The following is an 18,822-nucleotide window of genomic DNA, read 5'->3' as shown; positions in this document are numbered from 1 at the left end:
TAAAGACATAGTATTAGTACCTGATCTTAATTCCTATCATATCATAACCTTGTCCAGATGAAAAGCGCATACCGTAGCAAACGCAAAAGAGATCACCATCAGCTGGTGATCTCATCGGCTTGTATTTAAGCTATTTCGTTTAAAAGCGAAATGGTTTGTCGGCCCGTGTCCCGACCCGATGCCAAGCGTATTTTCCACCGCTTCGCGGACAAAGTTGGCCGCAACCTCAAATGCCTGATGGATGCTGTCTCCTTTAGCCGTTTGGGCCGTTAAAGCCGCAGCAAAGGTGCAGCCTGTGCCATGCGTATGCTTCGTATTGATATAAGGATGGGTGATTTGCATAAACATGCTGCCATCAAAAAGAAGGTCAGTAATGTGATTGTCCTCAGGCTGGTGCCCGCCTTTGATAATGACATGCTGCGCACCCATCTTGACGAGCTGCTCTGCTGCTTTTTTCCGGTCATCCAGCGAGCTGATTGTCATTCCTGTCAGCGTTTCTGCTTCCGGGACATTCGGCGTAATCGCGTAGCTTCTTGGAATGAGCAACTCCTTTAAGGTGGCAACTGACTCATCACGCAGCAAGGATGCCCCGCCCTTTGCGATCATAACCGGATCAACAATTACACGATTGAATCCGTACTCGTCAATTTTTCTCGCCACTTCTTCAATCATGTCGGCATTCCAGAGCATTCCCGTTTTTACTGCATCCGGCCTCAAATCCTCAGCAACAGCGTCAATTTGCTGTCTCAACGCCTCTACAGTCAGCGGATGCACCCCATGAACGCCAAGCGTATTTTGAGCGGTTACCGCCGTAATCGCAGACATTCCGAATACATCAAGCTCTTGAAAGGTTTTAATATCAGCCTGTATCCCCGCGCCGCCGCCTGAATCTGATCCGGCGATTGTCAATGCTTTATATATACTCACTACACTACACTCCTTTTATTACCCGATCCATTTATGATAAATGGATTTTGCCCGGGCAACATCATTTGTTCCATGGATCAAAGCTCTGCCGTCCCGGAACAGCACCATTTTCATATCATCCGAGCGGCAAGAAATTAAATACGGGTTCGCAGCCACTTCAAGCCCGGCCTGTCTCAGCTGACCGGCAAGCGCTTCAAGATCCGCTTCTTTTGTAACAGATGATCTGATCTGCACCGTGTTCCTGCCGCACAATACAGCCGCTTTTGTTTGATTTTCATATGACAAAAACGGAAAATCCTTTGTGCCGCAGCTTGGGCATGCGTCATGTTTGAGACTGGCCGCTCTCACTTCTGACCGCTCGTTTTTCCACAAGTCAAAGGAGCGCAGCACCGGCTCGCACTCCTCTCCCGTCAGCAGCTTCAACGCATCTGTTACCTGAAAGACTGCTACCTGCAAAACAGCCGGACTGATGATGCCGGCTGTGTCACATGTTGCTCCGCCAATCGGAAGTGTATCGAGCAAGCAATGCAGGCAAGGAGTAGAACCCGGCACCACGGTAAAGGTGAGGCCGTAGCTCCCTACACAGGCACCATAAAGAAAAGGAATCCCTTCCTTTACCGCAGCATCATTTACGATCAGGCGGGTTTCAAAATTATCAGCCGCATCCACAATAATCGATGCATCCCTAATCAGCTCGAAGATATTTTCTGCTGTCACATCCATGACAAGGCCGGTCACATCAACATCGCTGTTAATCGAACGGAGACGGCGCTCCGCAGCGGCTGCTTTCGGCATTTCTTTTTTGACATCATCTTCTGTATACAGCTGCTGGCGCTGGAGGTTGCTCCATTCCACATAATCTCTGTCGGCAATTTTCACAGAGCCGACTCCCGCTCTCACCAGCATTTCTGCACTGGCTGTTCCGAGCGCGCCGGCGCCGATAATCACGGCGCGCGCTTCTTTCAATTTTTTCTGGCCGGATGAGCCGATCGGAGCAAACAGCTTCTGCCTTGAATACCTGCCCGTCATACAGGAAGACCTTCTCCCGGACTGCTTGCCGTTCCGTATTGCTTAAGCGGGATTCGGCCCGCCTCATAAGAAAGGCGTCCTGCTTCCACCGCGAGCTTCATGGCACGAGCCATTTTCACAGGATCGTCAGCGCCCGATACAGCCGTATTGAGCAGTACGCCATCCGCTCCAAGCTCCATTGCGTATGCCGCATCTTTAGGCGAGCCGATTCCAGCATCCACGATGACCGGCACTTTCGCCTGTTCAATAATAAATGACAGATTCAAAGGATTTAAGATTCCTTGTCCCGATCCAATCGGAGATGCACCCGGCATGATGGCATGAACGCCGAGCTCTTCCAGCTTTCTCGCCAGCACAACGTCATCCGACGTGTACGGGAGCACAATAAAGCCTTCTTCAAGAAGCTGTTCAGACGCTTTTAATGTCTCAACAGGGTCAGGCAGCAAGGAACGGCTGCATCCGATGACTTCAACTTTAATCATGTCACAAAGGCCTGACGCTTTTGCCAGCCTTGCAATCCGAACCGCTTCTTCAGCAGTACTGGCGCCCGCTGTATTCGGCAAAAGCGTATATTTGGATAAATCAAGCTGTTCCAGAAAATTCGGCTGAGATGCTTCAAAGATGTTCATTCTCCGCACAGCAAATGTTAAAATATCAGACTCGGAAACAGCTACTGCTTCCTTTTGAATGTCAAACGATGGGTATTTCCCCGTGCCTAGCAGCAATCTTGATTGAAATGATTTTCCGCCAATTGTTAACATGCTCATCCGCCTCCTACAAAATGGACAATTTCAATGACATCACGATCACAAAGCTCAACCTCGTGATAGCGTTCTTTCCCGATTATTTCTTTATTTCTTTCCACGATAACGATTTTATTTTCAAGCTGATACGACGCCAGCAGGTCTTGAATTGTACCTGTGTCTTTTTCCCACTTCACGTCTTTACCGTTCAGCTGTAGCATCATATCTGAACCGCCTCCTTGCGATCAATTCGGAATGCGTGCAGCCAGTCTTGGTTGACCTCTTTATTCATGATGAGATCACTGATCAAAGCGCCCGTTGCGGGAGCAAGCAGGATGCCATTTCTGAAATGGCCAGCCGCAAATAAAATACGGCTGTCCTCAGGATGTCTGCCGATGTACGGTTTTCCATCCTTTGTTCCCGGCCGGAGTCCCGCCCAAAAACGATCCACCTTCATATTCTGTATAGCCGGCAGCATCGTTTTTGCTTTTTTCATAACCGATTCCAATCCGCCAAGATCTGGTGTTTCACTCCAGTCCCCCGGCTTCATTGTCGCGCCGACAACCAGTCTGCCGCTTTTTCTCGGTACGATATAGCAATGGTCATGATAAAGCGTTTTTGTCAGCGGGATATCATCATTCCAAACGGACAGGCACTCCCCTTTTACAGGGAGAAAAGCATTGTTCAGTCCAAGCTGTTTAAAAAACATTCCGCTCCACACCCCGCTGGCAACGACAACATGATTAGCCCATACGTCTCCGCTAGGGGTCTTGATGGACAGGGCTTCACCGTCACGTTCGACATGCAGGACGGGCGTATGCTCAAAAATCTCCGCTCCAAGCATTTTTGCTGCTTTCACATATGCCTTGCAAACAAAATAAGGCTCCACATGCACATCATCCTGAATAAAAGATGCACCAAAGATGTCACCTGACGCATACGGCTCTTTTTCTAACACCTCTTCTTTTGAATACCAGCTGACAGAGTCCAAATCGTCCATCTGTCTCAGCTGCAGCACATCTTCTTCAGAAAATGCAAGCTTAAACATACCGCCGTTATGCTGCCTGATATCCACACCGGATAATGCATAAAGCTCTTCTCCAAGACCTTTGTACAGACGCTGACTGTGCATGGCGAAATCAAAAAACGCGTCACGTTCCTCGCATTCGGCATGGGCGCCCAGCATTCCGGCAGCGGCACTTGTCGTTCTGCCGCCCATTGTTCCGCTTTCAAATAATGCGGTGCTTTTGTTTTCCTTTGCCAAATGATAAGCAATCGCGGAACCGATAATTCCGCCTCCAATCACCACTGCTTCATAATGCCTTTTCATAGCGCATCTCCTTTAGCTTGCGGGAATATCGTCTGGCTGCTTCCAAAGGCTCAACGGAAGAGAAAATTCCTGACATAACAGCGATACCGTCTGCTCCTGCTTGTTTTACGTCTCTTAACCTATCCGGCGTCATCCCCCCGATGGCTATAACAGGGATGGAAATCCGCTGTTTGATATCTGCCAGCAAAGACACCCCTCTGCCTTCAAGACCCTTTTTGCAATCCGTTTCAAACACATGGCCGAACAGCACGTAGTCCGCGTCTTCCTTTTCTGCTTGAACCGCTTCCTCCAGTGAATGCACCGACCTCCCGATATGAAGGTGTGGAAATCTGGCTCTGACCTGCTTCGGTGAAAAGCTGCCGCTTGGCAGCTGCACGCGGTGAATAGTAGAGAAAAGCGCAATATCCACGCGCCCGTTCATCACCAGTTTTCGTTTATCTATACCGCCTTCAAAAATAAGCTCGAGCAGTTTCAGAATATCCGCCGCCGATTTTGAGCGTTCCCGAATGTGAATAAAATCAACTTCATTCTGAATCGAAATGATGGTTCTCGCTAGCTCTTCTACCGGCTTGCAGTTATCCGTTATGGCGTGAAGCTCCACATTCCTCCACCTCTTTTATGCCGCGCTCCGACCAGCCTTCTTTTTGATAGGCCATTCCCCAAAATTGATATTCATAGAAGCTGGAGATGACAAAATTCTCTTTCATCTTGGCACGCACTTCCTCCGTGCTGTTTTCCGCCAGCTCATCAAAGCGGTTGATTTGCTCCTCAACCTGTTGTCTAAACCAGTCACCGCCGTACGTCCCAATCCACTTTTGATAAATCGGATGCCCAGGATCGCAATGCAGTAATTTCTCACCAACCTCGTAATAGAGCCAGTAGCATGGCAGCAAGGCCGCTAAGATTTCAGCGAAATTCCCACTCAAAACCGAACGGTACATATGGGATGTATAAGAGTACGCCGTAGGAGACGGCTTAAACGCCTTACGCTCTTCCTCGCTGATTTCCAACAGCTCGGCAAACTCCCGATGAAGCGCCATTTCCGCCTCATATGTACCTTGGGCATGGCTTGCCATCCGCCCCGTTGTATAAAGGTCCTTCGCATAAGCGGCGCCAAATGACTGCACCTTTGCAAAATGCGTTAAATAATAGGAATCCTGAAGTACGTAGTATTTAAAACGGTCAATCGGAAGCGTTCCGTCACCGATTCCTTGAACGAACGGATGGACAAAGCTCCCCTCCCACCATTCTGCGGCTGCACTGCGGCATTCTTCTGAAAACTTCACAAATCATTCCCCCTCTGAAAATAAAAAAACCACTTTCCCGCAAGGAAAAGTGGTTTGGAATTGGCATAGTAAAATAACACAAATACCGCTCCACTTCCCTACGCAGGTCTGAACCTGTTCAAGTTATGAGGGTCTAAAAGTCACACTTTTATCTCAGCCCTTATGAAGGACACCCCTAGTGGTTAAACGAATACATATTGAATTGTTCTGCACCTCTATATTAACACGAATCCTTATTTGGTCAAGATTTATCCTTCCAATGTTTTCTTAAGATCCGTTACGTATCCCCGAGATCCGGTGACAATTAAGCGATCTCCCAGTTTCAGCCTAGTATCCCCATGAGGAACGATGCTGTCCACACCTCTGAAAATCCTGACAAAGATGACGTCACCTGTTAAAGGGAATTCCCGTAAAATGACACCATCATATTTACTGTTCTCCATATTAATTTGATACAGCGAAGACTCTTGGTTCGTGAGCAGCTTCATGACGCCAGGCGCTTCTATCAGTGCGCGAAGCAGCGTTTTTGTCGACAGCAGAATAGAAAAGATGCTGATTCCCTGCTCCTTCAGAGCTGCTTCATGCTCCGGTGATCCTACGCTTGCAATGACTCTTTCTGTGCCTTTTTCTTTTGCAAGTAATGCAATGTCTGCATTCATATCTTCATTTCCTGTCGCCACAACGAGGATATCCGTTTCAAAAATGCCGAGTGATTCAAGCGTCTCGTGTTCATAGTCAGAAATTGTTTCAACAGCAAACACTGATTCTGAAAGCTTTTCCTCCGCATTCTCTTGGTAGACGTGTACAACACGCACGTCATACTCTTCCTCTGGCAATTCGAGTGTAACAGGCAAAGTCATTTGATTGGCGCCGATGAACGTAATCGTCTTTTTCTCCTCCGGCTGCTCTTCCCGTTTGTATAATTTTTTAAAACAGATCGGCGTAAAAATACTTGCAATGACGGCTACTAAAATTAGCGCTCCTGACATATTTGCACTGATCACGTGAAGCTGCTGGCCGATTGTTGCAGCAGCAATCACGAGCGAAAGCGTTGATGTCAGCAAGAAACCAGACGCGAAAATGGTTCGGTTATCATACCACTTCTTTAGGTACATGACAGGAATGATTTTGCTGACTAACAGCGCCAGCAGCAGGAGCGGAATCATGATTAAAATTGTTTTATCCTGAAAAAGAGTCCAAATATCCAGCTTCACACCGACCATCACAAAGAAAATCGGTATTAAGAACCCATAACCAAATGAATCCAGCTGCTGAACAAGTTCTTTGTTTGGCGAAAGCAGGGAAACGAGAACCCCCGCTAAGAAAGCGCCGAGAATATTTTCCGCCCCAAGTGATTCAGACAGGGCAACGAGTACAATAATTAACGTAAAAATGGCACGCGTCCCGATCTGGATCGTCCCTTTTGACATGGACTGAACAAAAGAGCGATGTTTAAAGACCCGGCCGAAAAAGTATAGCACCACTCCGGCCGCAAACAGAATCATCAGGAGCCACATGTTTCCGCTGTCCTCTCCGTATAAAGAAGAAAAAACAGCAAGAAGAATCATCGTGGCCAAATCAGCAATAACAGCAACAAGCAAAATAATCTGCCCGATATTCGAATTCATGATCCGTTCTTCTTTTAATGTTGGAACGACAACGCCTAACGATATCGTTGAAATAATCAGGGTCATTAAAAAAGCATTTTGGATAAATCCAGCCAAGACGAACCCATAGGACAAGAGCAATGATAAAATAAAAATGCCGACAAAAATAATAGATGCCGCAGCAAACGTATTCGGCGCTTCCTTGCCATTCGGCAGGAACTGCTTTTTCTTCCCTTTCTCAAACGATGAAAAATCAATTTCAAGCCCGCTTAAAAACATTAAAAAGATAAATCCGAGCATAGAAAGTGTCTGGAGCCAGGTGTCACCCTCCACAACTAAATTAAGGCCGCTTTTCCCAATAATCAGCCCCATAATGATTTCAGCAACAACAACCGGGATGCTGAGTTTAAACCGATGCAAAAGGATGGGTGTCAAAAATGCAACGATAAGTACAACAACTAAAGATGCGACAGATGTATGCGCCATAATAAGAACCTCCTTCTTTAGATCAGGGTTATGCCAGTTCTCACTCAAAGAACAAAACCTCATTTTTAAAAAACATAACGCGATTTTAACAAGGGTGATGATGAAAAATAAAGTAATATGGTCTTAATCCTGTTTAGAAAATGATTCTTCTATAATTTGCACATAAAAGCTTGTGATGACTCACAACACTTTGCTTCATAATAAATAAAACAATCGGTAAGGAGGATACCGCATGGCTTACGATATCATCAGCGATATTCATGGCTGCTATGACGAAATGACTGCATTAATCCAGAAGCTTGGCTATACAATCAAAAATGGAGTACCTGTCCACGAAGAAGGCAGGGTGCTTGTTTTTGCCGGAGATTTAACTGACAGAGGGCCTAAATCGATAGAGGTCATCCGATTTGTAGCAGGCGCTTACGAAAAAGGCGCTGTACGTTATGTCCCGGGAAACCATTGCAATAAATTATATCGTTACTTAAAAGGAAATCCAGTAAAAGTGATGCATGGTCTCGAAACAACAGCGGCAGAGCTTGAGGAACTTTCCAAAGATGAGAGAAAAGCAGTCAGTGAACAGTTTATGAAGCTGTACGAAACAGCGCCGCTTTACGACATCTTACATAATGGAGAATTAGTTGTCGCCCATGCTGGCATAAGAGCTGACGATATCGGCAAATATACCCGCAGAGTGAAGGACTTTGTGCTTTACGGTGACGTGACGGGTGAAACATATCCGGACGGCAGACCCGTCAGACGTGATTGGGCGGCAGCCTATAATGGAAAGGCTTGGGTGGTATACGGTCATACACCTGTGAAAGAGCCTCGGAAGGTCAATCGCACCATCAACATTGATACAGGCTGCGTGTTCGGAAATCAACTGACAGGCTTTCGCTTTCCAGAAATAGAAACCGTCTCTGTTCCAAGCTCCCTGCCTTACGACGAATCAAGATTTCGCCCCATATAAAAAAGGAGAGAATCAATGATTCTCTCCTTTTATCAGTTTTCTCATGTCCTGAGGCAGTGGAGCATGAAACGTCATGTTCTCCTGTGTCAGCGGATGGATAAACGAAAGATGCTCGCTGTGCAGAGCCTGCCGGCCAATTTCCTGTCTCGTTCCGCCGTACAGTGTATCGCCGCACAACGGGTGCCCGAGATAGCTCATATGAACACGAATTTGATGGGTTCGTCCAGTCTCAAGCTGCAATGCCACCGAGGTCATGTCATCATTTGCACATGTGACGTAAAAATGAGTAACAGCCTTCTGGCCGTCCGGTGTTACCGTCCGTTCAATAATACTGTCAGGATGTCTGCCAATCGGAGCATCGACTGTTCCCTCCATCTGTGCCATCCGCCCGTGAACCACTGCCGCATACCGGCGTTTCACAAGGCCGTTTTTTTGCGCAGACGATAAAATGGAGTGGGCAAATCGATGCTTGGCAACAAGCATGACACCAGATGTATCCCGGTCTAGCCGGGTGACAAGATGTACTGTCGCCCTCACTCCGGTTGTTTGATAATGATCAATAATTCCATTGGCAATGCTGCCGGAGGGATGCTCTCTCGAAGGGATTGATGACACATACGGCTGTTTGTTTATCACAAGCACATGTTCATCCTCATAAAGGATATCGAGCGGAACAGGCTCTGCCAACAGCGTCTCGCTCACCTGTTCCTCAGGAAACTTCACGATAAGAAGATCTCCCTCTTTCAAAACGTATTTAACCGTCACATGCTCACCGTTGATCAGCATGTCTCCCCCGCCAAACTTAATATCGGTCAGCAGACGTTTCGAAATTCCCAGTTCACCGGCATATTCTTTTACAGTCATCCCGTCCTCAGCGGAAGTAATGTTCTTTCTGATAAAAAAATGCTCCACGATATGTCCTCTTTCTATTCACCTTTTCCAATAAACGAATCCTGGACTCTTTTCCAAAATGGAAACGGACGGAATCTCGCAAACCGCACTTTTTCGGATGCAACCTGGCAGCGGATCGACTTTACATCTTTATGGAGAAGGGTTAAATGGTCAATCGTCACTTGAAAGTCAACTTCGTTTCTCGGCTTAATCATGCAATCATGATGGGATGGGAGAAGCAGAGGTGACCCGACCGTACGGAACACGCGGTTATTAATTGAAGCCATTTCCGCAAGCTGGATCGCCCTGATAGAGGGATGGATAATCGCTCCGCCCAGCGCCTTATTGTAGGCTGTGCTGCCTGATGGAGTTGACAGGCAGAGGCCGTCGCCCCGGAAGGTTTCAAAGAGCTGCCCTTTGATTTCCACATCTGCAACAAGGCTTCCTTCGATGCTTTTAATCGTACATTCATTCAAAGCTAAGTATCTTTCTTCCCGCTCGTTTTCGTGATAGGTCACAATGACTTCGAGAAGCGGATATTCGACTGTATGATACGGCGTTTTCGCGATGGCAAGAACAAGTTTTTCAATTTCATGAGGAACCCAGTCGGCATAAAAACCCAGATGACCTGTGTGAACGCCGACAAATGCTGTTTTGTCCAAGCGGTCGCTGTATCTGTGAAAAGCATACAAAAGCGTTCCGTCGCCTCCGACTGAAATAACGATTTCCGGTTCATTTTCATCCAGTTCCATATCAAAATCCAATAAATACGCCTGTATTTTGCTTTTCAGCGTATCAGAAACTTGATCTCCTTTTGATGATACGGCAAATTTCATGCTCTTCTTCCCCTTTACCTATTGTTGCTCGCTTCCTTTTTTCTTTCTTGAAAAGGCAGCTTGAGCTTCCTGTACTTCACCCCTGATCTCCGACATCTCTTCATCAAGCCGGGAAGCCGCTTCAGAAGCGCGCTGAAGCCTTAGTTTTACTTTTTCAGGAATGTTTCCGCTGTATTTATAATTCAATGAATGCTCAATGGTCGCCCAAAAATTCATCGCCAGTGTACGGATCTGTATTTCCACGAGAACATGCTTTTCTCCGGATACCGTCTGCAAAGGGTACAGCACAACAAGATGGTATGACCGGTATCCGCTCTCTTTATGTTCCGCAATATAATCTCTCTGATCCACGACGGTGAAATCTTTTCTGGCAAAAAGCATCTCTTTTACGATTTGGATGTCATCGACAAATTGGCACATGATTCTAAGGCCAGCAATGTCCTGCATGGTTTCAATTTCATGCAGCGGTATGCTTTTCCGTCTCGCTTTTTCAAGTATGCTCGCCACAGGCTTGACGCGTCCGGTCACAAATTCGATCGGTGAATGGTCGTCCTCGTATTCATATAGTGTGCGGATCCCCTTGAGCTTCACTTTCAACTCTTCGACAGCCTGGCGGTACGGCACTAAAAAACGCTCCCATTGTTTGTCATCCATCATACATCCCCCAATTCCGAACCAGTTTCTATAAAAACACGCGTTTCACTTTTTCTTCCATTTCTTCTCCGTAGTTTGCATTATCCTTTATATTTTCTAAAAGATATTCCAGCTCCTCATGCAGGCCTGCCAGTTCAATTGTTTGGTCTCCTGCCTCTAAAACAACCGGTATTTTTTGTGCATGGGCCTGCTTCAGTTCCGGCCATACATGTTCCTTTATAATGACATATTCAAAAGAATCAGCTAATTCAAGTATGTATACAAAAGCAAAGTGGTCAGAATCAACAAGCATTTGACCTGACGGCTTGCGTTCCGCTTCGTTTCCTTCTGTCTGACAGGCAAGGCGAAGCTGATCATCCGATAATGTTGCATTCAAAATTTCGATTCTGTTTTGCATAATGCTCTCCTTTTTTAAACAAAGTACAGATTCATTTTATCATATCGAGCTCGATATTGATAAACCTAACATCTAAAGAGATAATAGTAAAAATAAGATTTACAGGGCGGAAAGGAAGAGCATCATGAGCCAAGAAATTGAAATCGAATTTAAAAATATGCTGACCAAACAAGAATTCAAGAACATAGCAGCGGCACTCCAGCTGACAGAAAAAGATTTTACAGATCAAAAGAATCATTATTTTGATACAGACAGCTTCGCGCTGAAACAAAAACATGCTGCGCTTCGTATCCGCAGAAAAAACGGAAAGTATGTCCTTACATTAAAGGAGCCGGCTTATGTGGGGCTTCTGGAAACGCACCAGCAGCTTTCAGAGGTATCAGATCTCGCTGGATTTTCAGTTCCCGAGGGCCCTGTGAAGGACCAGCTGCACAAGCTTCAGATCGATACGAATGCCATTCAATACTTTGGATCTTTAGCAACAAACCGTGCGGAAAAAGAAACAGAAAAAGGCTTAATAGTTTTAGACCACAGCCGATATTTAAATAAAGAGGACTATGAAATTGAATTTGAGGCGGCGGATTGGCATGAGGGCAGACAAGCCTTCGAGAAGCTGCTTCAGCAATTCAGCATTCCTCAGCGCGAAACCAAAAATAAAATTCTGCGTTTTTATGAAGAAAAACGAAAGTCTATATAAGGTGGAATGACATCGTGAATGTAACGAATTGGGCAGCTTTACTTCAGCTTCAGGCACTACAGTCCATATCTAATGCACGCAGCAGCTCGGACACTCAGAATACGGAAAGCCCGCTTTCAAGTTTTAGCTCTTTGCTCAGCCAATATACAAACGGTCTGACATCTCAGCAATCAGCACCTTCTTCATCGCCAAGCATGCTGAACAGCGCGAATACAACAGCGCCGTCACTGCTTTCAGCGTATGGGCTTAACTCATATACGAGCAGCAATTCAGGTTCAGTCACAAAAGCGGCAGAAAGCACTGAAACAGCTGCTGCAGATTCAGCTTCAAACAAACATGAAGCAAATCAGATCAGTTCGGGAGACTTCTCTATTGACAGTGCGATTAAAAAAGCCGCTGATAAATATGGCGTTGATGAAAAACTGATCCGTGCCGTCATCAAACAGGAATCAGGCTTTAATGCAAAAGCGGTCAGCGGAGCAGGCGCGATGGGCCTCATGCAGCTGATGCCGTCAACAGCAAGCTCACTTGGCGTTTCCAATCCGCTTGATCCACAGCAAAATGTGGAGGGCGGAACGAAATATTTAAAACAAATGCTGGATAAATACGACGGCAATGTGTCTATGGCATTAGCGGCTTACAACGCCGGGCCGGGAAATGTTGACCGATACGGAGGCATTCCTCCTTTCCAAGAAACGCAAAACTATGTAAAAAAAATAACTTCAGCTTATTACGCGTAACCAGAGGGGCTCTTTCCCTCTGGTTTTTTTGCGAAGTGAAATCTTACGCATTCCTGATTTTTATGTGATATGATATGAAATACAAACCCCGGCTGTCAGCCGAAATGAGTCATCATACGCAAAAAAGGCAGTTTGTTTGTAGAAATGATGCCTTGTTGCTAAAATAAACCTAGATGAAACAATGAAATACAGAAAATTACTTTTTGCAATAGGATTTATGATTCCTATTAGCCATATTTAAAGGAGTAGTCAACATGGGACAATCGTTTAACGCACCTTATGAAGCGATTGGAGAGGAACTTCTATCGCAACTTGTTGATACTTTTTATGAGCGTGTCGCGTCTCATCCTTTGCTGAAGCCGATTTTTCCAAGCGATTTGACAGAAACCGCCAGGAAACAGAAGCAATTCTTAACTCAGTATTTAGGCGGGCCTCCTCTTTATACTGAGGAGCACGGCCATCCTATGCTCAGAGCAAGGCATCTTCCCTTTCCAATTACAAACGAGAGAGCTGATGCGTGGCTCAGCTGTATGAAGGACGCAATGGACCATGTAGGGCTGGAGGGCGAAATTCGTGAGTTTTTGTTTGGCCGGCTGGAGTTGACAGCAAGGCATATGGTGAATCAAACGGAAGCGGAGGATCGATCATCTTGACAAACTATCAGCATGAGCTATACTTCGCCCATTGCCACGGTCATCCAAAAAAACCGCTTGAAATTTATATGTTTGTAGACCCTTTATGTCCTGAATGCTGGTCCTTAGAGCCCGTCATCAAAAAGCTGAAAATCAGATACGGACGTTTTTTCACCTTACGCATTATCGCTTCCGCAAGCCTTACCGCTTTAAATAAAAAGCGAAAAAAGCATCTTCTCGCAGAAGCATGGGAAAAGATCGCGAGCCGCTCTGGCATGTCATGTGACGGCAATGTCTGGTTCGAACAGGATCAGCCGCTTTCATCGCCTTATATGGCTGCTCTCGCTTTTAAAGCAGCCGAATTGCAAGGACGAAAAGCCGGCATGCAATTTCTCAGAAATATGCAGGAGAGCCTATTTGTTTCAAAGAAAAATATTACGGATGAAAACGTGCTTTTGGAGATTGCTGAAAATACAAGTCTCGATCTTGAAGAATTCAAAAAAGATCTGCATTCTCAAAGCGCGGTCAAGGCGCTTCAATGTGACATGAAAATTGCTGCTGAGATGGATGTTTCTGTTAATCCGACACTGACGTTTTTTAATACGCAGCATGAGGATGAAGGGCTTAAAGTTCCTGGCAGCTACTCATATGATGTATATGAAGAAATTTTATTTGAGATGCTTGGCGACGAGCCGAAGCCGTCGGAAACACCGCCTTTAGAATGTTTTATTGAATATTTCCGCTTCGTTGCCTCGAAGGAAATTGCTCTTGTATATGACCTGAGCCTTGAAGAGGTAGAAAAAGAAATGAAAAAACTGGCGTTTGCTAAAAAGGTTGCCAAGGTGGAAGCCAAACACGGAATGTTTTGGAAGTCTCTCAGCACTTATTCTGATGAATATCAATCATGTGAAAAATAGCCGCAGGCGTGCATATGCTTGAGGCTGTTTTTTTACGCCACGAACCAAACATACGTTCTGTTTTTAGTGCTAAAGAAACCGCGCCGGGATAAGCGCGGTTTCATATGTCTTAACGACAACAAAGGGGATGGGAGAAATTTTTCACGGTCAAACAAAGGGGTAATGTTTGTTTGTGATCAATTTCACATCCTTATGATAACAAAAGATGTCGACTTTTGACAACCTCTATGCTTAATGTTCATATTTTTGTCACAAAACATAACGAAGTGCATTCACTCATATCCTTATAAGGAAAAAGGACGAGGAGGACCGCCATGATGTCTACTTTGATCTCAATCGTGTGCATTGCTGTTTTTTTCTGCTTGAATATCTTAGGCATGATGCATATGCTGCCGCTTTATATTACCTCTCCTCTGCTGTTTCTGTCTATTTTGTTTACCCTCTACCGCTTGAATCACCGGAAAACCTTTAAAGGGTTTTAAAAAAGCCTGTGCGTCATTTCCGCACAGGCTTACTTTTTTAAGACTGCTTGACTTTCATCAGCAGCTCTTCCATTTCATCAAGTTTTTCTTCAAACATTTTGCACGCGGCTTCGATTGGCTCTGGAGACGTCATATCAACGCCCGCTTTTTTCAGGACATCAATCGGGTATTGTGAGCTTCCCGCTTTCAGGAAGTCAATATAACGGTCAACCGCCGGCTTTCCTTCCTTCAAAATCTGGCTGCTTAATGCTTGGGCAGCGCTGTACCCTGTCGCATACTGATACACATAGTAATTGTAATAGAAGTGCGGAATACGCGACCATTCAAGGCCGATTTCCTTATCAATCACCATGCCGTCTCCAAAATACTTTTTATTCAGGTCGTAATAGACATTTGTCAGAAGCTCAGGTGTAAGCGGCTCGCCTTCTTGCGCCTTTGTATGGATCAGATGTTCAAATTCAGCGAACATCGTTTGTCTGAAGACCGTTCCCCTGAAGCCCTCAAGCATATGGTTGAGAATATATAAGCGCTGTTTTTCATCCTCTAAATTGTTCAGCAAATATTCGCCAAGGAGCGCTTCATTTGTCGTAGAGGCAACTTCCGCGACAAAGATACTGTAATTGCCGTATGGATAAGGCTGGTGCTTTCTCGTATAGTAGCTGTGTACGGAATGTCCAAACTCGTGCACGAGCGTGAAGAGATTATTGACGTTATTATGCCAGTTCATCAAAATATACGGATTCGTGCCGTAAGCTCCTGATGAATAAGCCCCATTGCGTTTGCCTTTATTTTCGTAAACGTCTACCCAGCGGTTTTCCAGTCCTTCTTTTAGGATTGAGGCATATTCTTCCCCTAATGGTGCGAGGCCTTTCAGCATGTAATCTTTGGCTTCCTCGTATGTCACCTTCATCCCCGCATCTTTCACAAGCGGTGTATACAGGTCATAGATATGCACTTCATCAAGCTCAAGCACTTTCTTTCTCAGCGCAATATAGCGGTGCAGGAGCGGTAAATGCTTATTAATCGTCTTAACAAGGTTATCGTATACTTCCTCAGGAATACTGTTGTTAGAAAGCGCAGCCTCACGCGCTGACTTGTACTTTTTCACTCTCGCGTAGAAGTTGTCCTTTTTCACAGTGCCGCTAAGCGTCGTGGCCATTGTGTTTTTATATTGTCCGTACGTTTTATACACTGCGTCAAACGCATTTTTGCGGACTTCACGGTTTTCACTTTCCAAGAAATTAATAAAGTTGCCGTGAGTGATCTGTTTTTCATTCCCATCTTCGTCTTTAATGGACGGAAACGTTATATCTGCGTTATTTAACACGCTGAATGTATTTGAAGATGACCCCAGTACCTCGGAGGCTTCAGCAAGCAGCGCCTCTTCCTTCTCGCTCAGCACATGCGGACGTTCCTTTGTAATCTCCTCAATCGCATGAGAGTACAGCTTCAATTCTTCTTTTTCAAGAATGAACTGCTGCAGTTTGTCTTCTTCTATGGATAAAATCTCCGGAACCAAATAAGCTGTCGCGCTTGCGGCCTGTGTATACAGGTTTCCCGCCTTGTCATTCAGCCCCTGGTAAAAGGAGTTCCCAGTATCCTGGTCAGAGCGCATATGCGCATATGTGTACAGCCTACCCAGCCGCTCCATCACTTTATCTTGATACGTAAGAGCCTCGTATAAATGATCAGCTGAATCTGCCAGCTTTCCTTTATACTTAGATAAATTCGGAATTAATTCTTTTACAGCTTGAAATTCTTTATTCCAGGCCTCATCACTAGGAAAAATATCCTCAAGTCTCCATGTGTCTTCTGCCTTTACCTCACTTCTGTCAGGCAGTTGGTTTGCTTTTTTTTCCTCAGCCATGGTGATCCCCCTCGTCTTCTTTGATTCAAGCCAATTGAAAAAACAGCTGTTTCTCAATAAACTTGTGTTGTGAATATCTTCCGGTTTTTCACTGCCTTTTGTCAAATCATATGCAGTAATGAAGAGAACGAATGCCAAAAAAGCAGTAAAAACACGAAAAACCTTTCCTTTTGTGCCTTTCACAGCCTGCCCACCACCTTTGTCTTAGGGTGAGCCAAATAAGACAAACTCATTCTATAAAACAGCTGCGGTCTCTTTCTATGAGATCCTGCATTGAGTGTATGCCACCTGCAGGCTGATTCAGCACATATACTTCTTTCTGAGTCTCCCTTAAAAATCCCTTCTTGCACAAAAAATCAATATACTGTTTAACCGCTTCTGAAAGACACTCTTCGCTGCATTCAAACCTGAGTGCAATGTTCTTATTATGAATGTGCAGTTTGCACTGCTGCAAAACGGCTGAAAAACGAATTGGCGCACGTTTACCTCCAAGATCCGTCATAAACAAATAAAGAAACCCCTGCCACACAAAAACCGGACTCTTAAAAACTGCCCCTTTACTAACAGGAACAAACACTTCAGTCGGCAGAAAAGAAAAAGGCGTCTGCCGTTTCTCATAAAACAGCAGCCTAAGGCGATTTGTTTCCTTTGAGTTAAACCGATGGGGTTTATGGCGAAAACGGTGAATCGCTTTCGTCCAGCCTGAATATTGAATTGAGGGTTTCGGTTCAGTGAAAAAAAGATCATCTACACCTGCCCGATGGATAGGGATCGTTTGGACTGAGGAATAAGAATGGTTTGTGTAGAATGGTATGATGTGGCTAAGCCGGAGAAAAGAACGCCTTTCAGGACAATAACATATCAGTTCCTTGTATGGACTTGCATTGATAAACTGCCAATGAAAAGCTGAAAGCTGATAAAAGGACGAAGCAGTCCGTTTTAAGCGGCTGTATCCCATAATCCACTGCGGGATGATTCCTTCTTGTTTGAAGCCCTCTGTCCGCTTCTGAAAGACATTTGGTGCGATAGTGGCGCATTGATATTCAACAGCAAGCATATGCTCCTTGATCCTTGCCATGATGTCCGGTCTTTGGTTGATTGTCCTTATATACGGCTCCAATATTGGTGAAGCCCGTTGTGTTTTCAGCCATACATACAGCTGTCTTTTTCCTTCTAAGTGGTAGGCGCTTTCCGGTTCGATGTCTATGGAGCAGGACTTGTTCTGTTTATGGGCAAAATGCGGCGCTTTTTGAAGTCCGAGCTTCACAGCTAGCTCTCCCCCGCATACCGGACAGAAGAACCGTCTCCGCTTTAATTTCTGGTTTTGCTGAGCGCCTAAAAGGTGAAACATTTGGCCGTCTTCAGTCACAGCACTAAACAATTGTCATCTCTCCTTTCCAGATGAAGTATACTTTCTGGAAAAGATGATCAACTCCTGTTCGCTGTATTTCTGCTTGTCTATATGTTTTTGATTTTTCACATCTCTAAAAAGGCATTTTCGTGCATAAAAAAAACCGATTTCCGGAAGGAAATCGGTTTGCTATGATGCAAAGTGTTTTTTTATCGTTTCTAGAGCATGCTCTGAAATAATCAGCTTGCCGTACTCTTCAAGACGGTGTATGCTGATTGAGGATTCAGTTGCGTACTCCAGCAGGATGCTTAGCTGATTTTCAACCTCTTCATCAGTCATATTGCAAAAATCTACATATAAATAATATCGGTTCTCAAACGAATATAAAGTCGTTTTGCTTCCGTTAACGTTCAAATTAGATAGAGAAATAACATCCTCAAAATCGCCAAATCGCAAGACAAATTGAAGCTTTTGCTCCTTCTCTTCCTGATTGACGGCTTGCTCTTCTTTCTGGAAATCATCCAGCAAGGCGTCAAGATCCTCAGATGCTGGTTCTTGCTTTTTATCCTCAGGAATCGGCAGTTCGAGCTTTTGTCCGTCTTTGGAAAGCTGGGCTTTTGTGACGATGATTTCTAATCCTTTGTCCAGTGCCTGAACTTGAATCCAAAGTGGGCCTTCCACAGCGAATTCCTCTTCTTCATGAACTTCATCCATGACTTCCCAGAAAAGTTCTTCACTGCGCTCACGGTTATACCAAATTTCTTCTCTGTCAAAACCGCGATCTTCAATATCTCCGTAAGACATATAAAATTTTACTGTATGCTCGTTAATTCTTTCAATTTCCATTTGCCAACCTTCCCTTCTATATAAGATGTTGAAGGGACATCTAAGCTCCCGATTAATTGTACTTTACTACACTTTACCCATTCCGTCCACATCTTAACCTTAACCAAGGCCAGTGTGAATTCCTTTGTATTTCTATT

Annotated in this window: 22 protein-coding genes, 1 pseudogene and 1 riboswitch; of the genes and pseudogenes, 7 read left to right on the top strand and 16 right to left on the bottom strand. The window is 45.1% G+C overall.

The annotated features are described in order from the left end of the window. Positions 1-111 precede the first annotated feature (111 nt). From thiD to NYE49_RS06335, 8 genes are all read right to left on the bottom strand, one after another. Complete coding sequence (thiD, locus tag NYE49_RS06370; protein ID WP_014479462.1) at positions 112-927, bottom strand: bifunctional hydroxymethylpyrimidine kinase/phosphomethylpyrimidine kinase; 816 nt, start codon at positions 925-927, stop codon at positions 112-114. 18 nt (positions 928-945) lie between these two features. Next, positions 946-1,956, bottom strand: a complete 1,011-nt coding sequence (gene thiF, locus NYE49_RS06365) for a thiazole biosynthesis adenylyltransferase ThiF (RefSeq protein ID WP_047182439.1) — start codon at positions 1,954-1,956, stop codon at positions 946-948. Then, positions 1,953-2,723: a thiazole synthase gene (gene thiG / locus NYE49_RS06360; RefSeq protein WP_010886483.1), complete on the bottom strand. Its 771-nt coding sequence runs from the start codon at positions 2,721-2,723 to the stop codon at positions 1,953-1,955. Before thiG ends, thiF begins: the two co-directional genes overlap by 4 nt. Continuing rightward, on the bottom strand, positions 2,720-2,920 hold the full coding sequence (thiS, locus tag NYE49_RS06355; protein ID WP_072173897.1) for a sulfur carrier protein ThiS: 201 nt from the start codon (positions 2,918-2,920) through the stop codon (positions 2,720-2,722). The genes thiG and thiS overlap by 4 nt, the downstream gene beginning before the upstream one ends. Further along, positions 2,920-4,029 carry a glycine oxidase ThiO gene (gene thiO / locus NYE49_RS06350; RefSeq protein WP_047182438.1) on the bottom strand — a complete coding sequence of 370 codons (1,110 nt, stop codon included), beginning with the start codon at positions 4,027-4,029 and terminating at the stop codon, positions 2,920-2,922. The genes thiS and thiO overlap by 1 nt, the downstream gene beginning before the upstream one ends. Beyond that, positions 4,013-4,630, bottom strand: a complete 618-nt coding sequence (gene tenI / locus NYE49_RS06345; RefSeq protein WP_047183555.1) for a thiazole tautomerase TenI — start codon at positions 4,628-4,630, stop codon at positions 4,013-4,015. Before tenI ends, thiO begins: the two co-directional genes overlap by 17 nt. Further along, entirely contained in the window at positions 4,605-5,315 is a 711-nt protein-coding gene (gene tenA, locus NYE49_RS06340) for a thiaminase II (protein ID WP_047182437.1), read from the bottom strand. Before tenA ends, tenI begins: the two co-directional genes overlap by 26 nt. 78 nt (positions 5,316-5,393) lie before the next feature. Continuing rightward, positions 5,394-5,502, bottom strand: a riboswitch (TPP riboswitch). Positions 5,503-5,563: 61 nt separating this feature from the next. Continuing rightward, on the bottom strand, positions 5,564-7,408 hold the full coding sequence (locus NYE49_RS06335; RefSeq protein ID WP_015383362.1) for a monovalent cation:proton antiporter family protein: 1,845 nt from the start codon (positions 7,406-7,408) through the stop codon (positions 5,564-5,566). 232 nt (positions 7,409-7,640) lie between these two features. Between NYE49_RS06335 and prpE the strand changes: the two genes are divergently transcribed. Next, complete coding sequence (gene prpE, locus NYE49_RS06330) at positions 7,641-8,375, top strand: bis(5'-nucleosyl)-tetraphosphatase PrpE (RefSeq protein WP_015383361.1); 735 nt, start codon at positions 7,641-7,643, stop codon at positions 8,373-8,375. A 12-nt stretch (positions 8,376-8,387) separates the two neighbouring features. Here prpE and NYE49_RS06325 read toward each other — a convergent pair whose 3' ends face one another. The 4 genes from NYE49_RS06325 to NYE49_RS06310 are packed head-to-tail and all read right to left on the bottom strand — an operon-like array spanning position 8,388 to position 11,153. Beyond that, complete coding sequence (locus tag NYE49_RS06325) at positions 8,388-9,287, bottom strand: RluA family pseudouridine synthase (RefSeq protein ID WP_047182436.1); 900 nt, start codon at positions 9,285-9,287, stop codon at positions 8,388-8,390. Positions 9,288-9,301: 14 nt separating this feature from the next. Next, positions 9,302-10,102, bottom strand: coding sequence for an NAD kinase (locus tag NYE49_RS06320; protein ID WP_003232918.1), 801 nt, complete (start codon positions 10,100-10,102; stop codon positions 9,302-9,304). An 18-nt stretch (positions 10,103-10,120) separates the two neighbouring features. Beyond that, entirely contained in the window at positions 10,121-10,756 is a 636-nt protein-coding gene (gene yjbM, locus NYE49_RS06315; protein ID WP_003245294.1) for a GTP diphosphokinase, read from the bottom strand. Between the two features lie 28 nt (positions 10,757-10,784). Beyond that, entirely contained in the window at positions 10,785-11,153 is a 369-nt protein-coding gene (locus NYE49_RS06310; protein WP_003232922.1) for a hypothetical protein, read from the bottom strand. A 124-nt stretch (positions 11,154-11,277) separates the two neighbouring features. Here NYE49_RS06310 and NYE49_RS06305 point away from each other — a divergent pair, with 124 nt between their 5' ends. The 5 genes from NYE49_RS06305 (at position 11,278) to NYE49_RS06285 (ending at position 14,621) form a co-directional block, all read left to right on the top strand. Then, positions 11,278-11,850: a CYTH domain-containing protein gene (locus NYE49_RS06305; RefSeq protein WP_047182435.1), complete on the top strand. Its 573-nt coding sequence runs from the start codon at positions 11,278-11,280 to the stop codon at positions 11,848-11,850. Positions 11,851-11,864: 14 nt separating this feature from the next. Continuing rightward, positions 11,865-12,590 (top strand): bifunctional muramidase/murein lytic transglycosylase, encoded by a 726-nt coding sequence (gene cwlQ, locus NYE49_RS06300; protein ID WP_015383358.1) that lies wholly within the window; start codon positions 11,865-11,867, stop codon positions 12,588-12,590. A gap of 254 nt (positions 12,591-12,844) precedes the next feature. After that, on the top strand, positions 12,845-13,243 hold the full coding sequence (locus NYE49_RS06295) for a group 2 truncated hemoglobin YjbI (RefSeq protein WP_003232928.1): 399 nt from the start codon (positions 12,845-12,847) through the stop codon (positions 13,241-13,243). Beyond that, the gene (gene spxH / locus NYE49_RS06290; protein WP_003245184.1) at positions 13,240-14,139 is read left to right on the top strand and encodes a protease adaptor protein SpxH; all 900 of its coding nucleotides are present in this window, start codon (positions 13,240-13,242) and stop codon (positions 14,137-14,139) included. Before NYE49_RS06295 ends, spxH begins: the two co-directional genes overlap by 4 nt. A 314-nt stretch (positions 14,140-14,453) precedes the next feature. Beyond that, entirely contained in the window at positions 14,454-14,621 is a 168-nt protein-coding gene (locus tag NYE49_RS06285; RefSeq protein ID WP_003244944.1) for a hypothetical protein, read from the top strand. Positions 14,622-14,658: 37 nt separating this feature from the next. Here NYE49_RS06285 and pepF read toward each other — a convergent pair whose 3' ends face one another. Together pepF and coiA are read right to left on the bottom strand one after the other, a co-directional pair. Beyond that, positions 14,659-16,488: an oligoendopeptidase F gene (pepF, locus tag NYE49_RS06280; RefSeq protein ID WP_003245178.1), complete on the bottom strand. Its 1,830-nt coding sequence runs from the start codon at positions 16,486-16,488 to the stop codon at positions 14,659-14,661. A gap of 229 nt (positions 16,489-16,717) precedes the next feature. After that, entirely contained in the window at positions 16,718-17,869 is a 1,152-nt protein-coding gene (gene coiA, locus NYE49_RS06275) for a competence protein CoiA (protein ID WP_047182434.1), read from the bottom strand. 43 nt (positions 17,870-17,912) lie between these two features. Here coiA and NYE49_RS06270 point away from each other — a divergent pair. Continuing rightward, positions 17,913-18,034 (top strand): annotated as a pseudogene (locus NYE49_RS06270) (hypothetical protein). Here the strand turns inward: NYE49_RS06270 and mecA are convergent. Then, positions 18,029-18,685 carry an adaptor protein MecA gene (gene mecA / locus NYE49_RS06265; RefSeq protein WP_015383354.1) on the bottom strand — a complete coding sequence of 219 codons (657 nt, stop codon included), beginning with the start codon at positions 18,683-18,685 and terminating at the stop codon, positions 18,029-18,031. The pseudogene NYE49_RS06270 and the gene mecA overlap by 6 nt on opposite strands. Continuing rightward, complete coding sequence (locus NYE49_RS06260) at positions 18,652-18,792, bottom strand: hypothetical protein (protein WP_119122854.1); 141 nt, start codon at positions 18,790-18,792, stop codon at positions 18,652-18,654. Before NYE49_RS06260 ends, mecA begins: the two co-directional genes overlap by 34 nt. Positions 18,793-18,822 lie beyond the last annotated feature (30 nt).

It is taken from the genome of Bacillus sp. FSL L8-0358, assembly GCF_038593095.1.
Lineage (GTDB): Bacteria > Bacillota > Bacilli > Bacillales > Bacillaceae > Bacillus > Bacillus subtilis.
This window is presented reverse-complemented; position numbering and strand designations above follow the sequence as displayed.

Excerpts from the sequence above, each read along its gene's own strand:
- thiF (WP_047182439.1), bottom strand. The coding sequence starts at position 1,956 with ATGACGGGCAGGTATTCAAGGCAGAAGCTGTTTGCTCCGATCGGCTCA.
- thiG (WP_010886483.1), bottom strand. The coding sequence starts at position 2,723 with ATGAGCATGTTAACAATTGGCGGAAAATCATTTCAATCAAGATTGCTG.
- thiS (WP_072173897.1), bottom strand. The coding sequence starts at position 2,920 with ATGCTACAGCTGAACGGTAAAGACGTGAAGTGGGAAAAAGACACAGGT.
- thiO (WP_047182438.1), bottom strand. The coding sequence starts at position 4,029 with ATGAAAAGGCATTATGAAGCAGTGGTGATTGGAGGCGGAATTATCGGT.
- NYE49_RS06335 (WP_015383362.1), bottom strand. The coding sequence starts at position 7,408 with ATGGCGCATACATCTGTCGCATCTTTAGTTGTTGTACTTATCGTTGCA.
- prpE (WP_015383361.1), top strand. The coding sequence starts at position 7,641 with ATGGCTTACGATATCATCAGCGATATTCATGGCTGCTATGACGAAATG.
- NYE49_RS06320 (WP_003232918.1), bottom strand. The coding sequence starts at position 10,102 with ATGAAATTTGCCGTATCATCAAAAGGAGATCAAGTTTCTGATACGCTG.
- yjbM (WP_003245294.1), bottom strand. The coding sequence starts at position 10,756 with ATGGATGACAAACAATGGGAGCGTTTTTTAGTGCCGTACCGCCAGGCT.
- NYE49_RS06310 (WP_003232922.1), bottom strand. The coding sequence starts at position 11,153 with ATGCAAAACAGAATCGAAATTTTGAATGCAACATTATCGGATGATCAG.
- NYE49_RS06305 (WP_047182435.1), top strand. The coding sequence starts at position 11,278 with ATGAGCCAAGAAATTGAAATCGAATTTAAAAATATGCTGACCAAACAA.
- NYE49_RS06295 (WP_003232928.1), top strand. The coding sequence starts at position 12,845 with ATGGGACAATCGTTTAACGCACCTTATGAAGCGATTGGAGAGGAACTT.
- NYE49_RS06285 (WP_003244944.1), top strand. The coding sequence starts at position 14,454 with ATGATGTCTACTTTGATCTCAATCGTGTGCATTGCTGTTTTTTTCTGC.
- pepF (WP_003245178.1), bottom strand. The coding sequence starts at position 16,488 with ATGGCTGAGGAAAAAAAAGCAAACCAACTGCCTGACAGAAGTGAGGTA.
- mecA (WP_015383354.1), bottom strand. The coding sequence starts at position 18,685 with ATGGAAATTGAAAGAATTAACGAGCATACAGTAAAATTTTATATGTCT.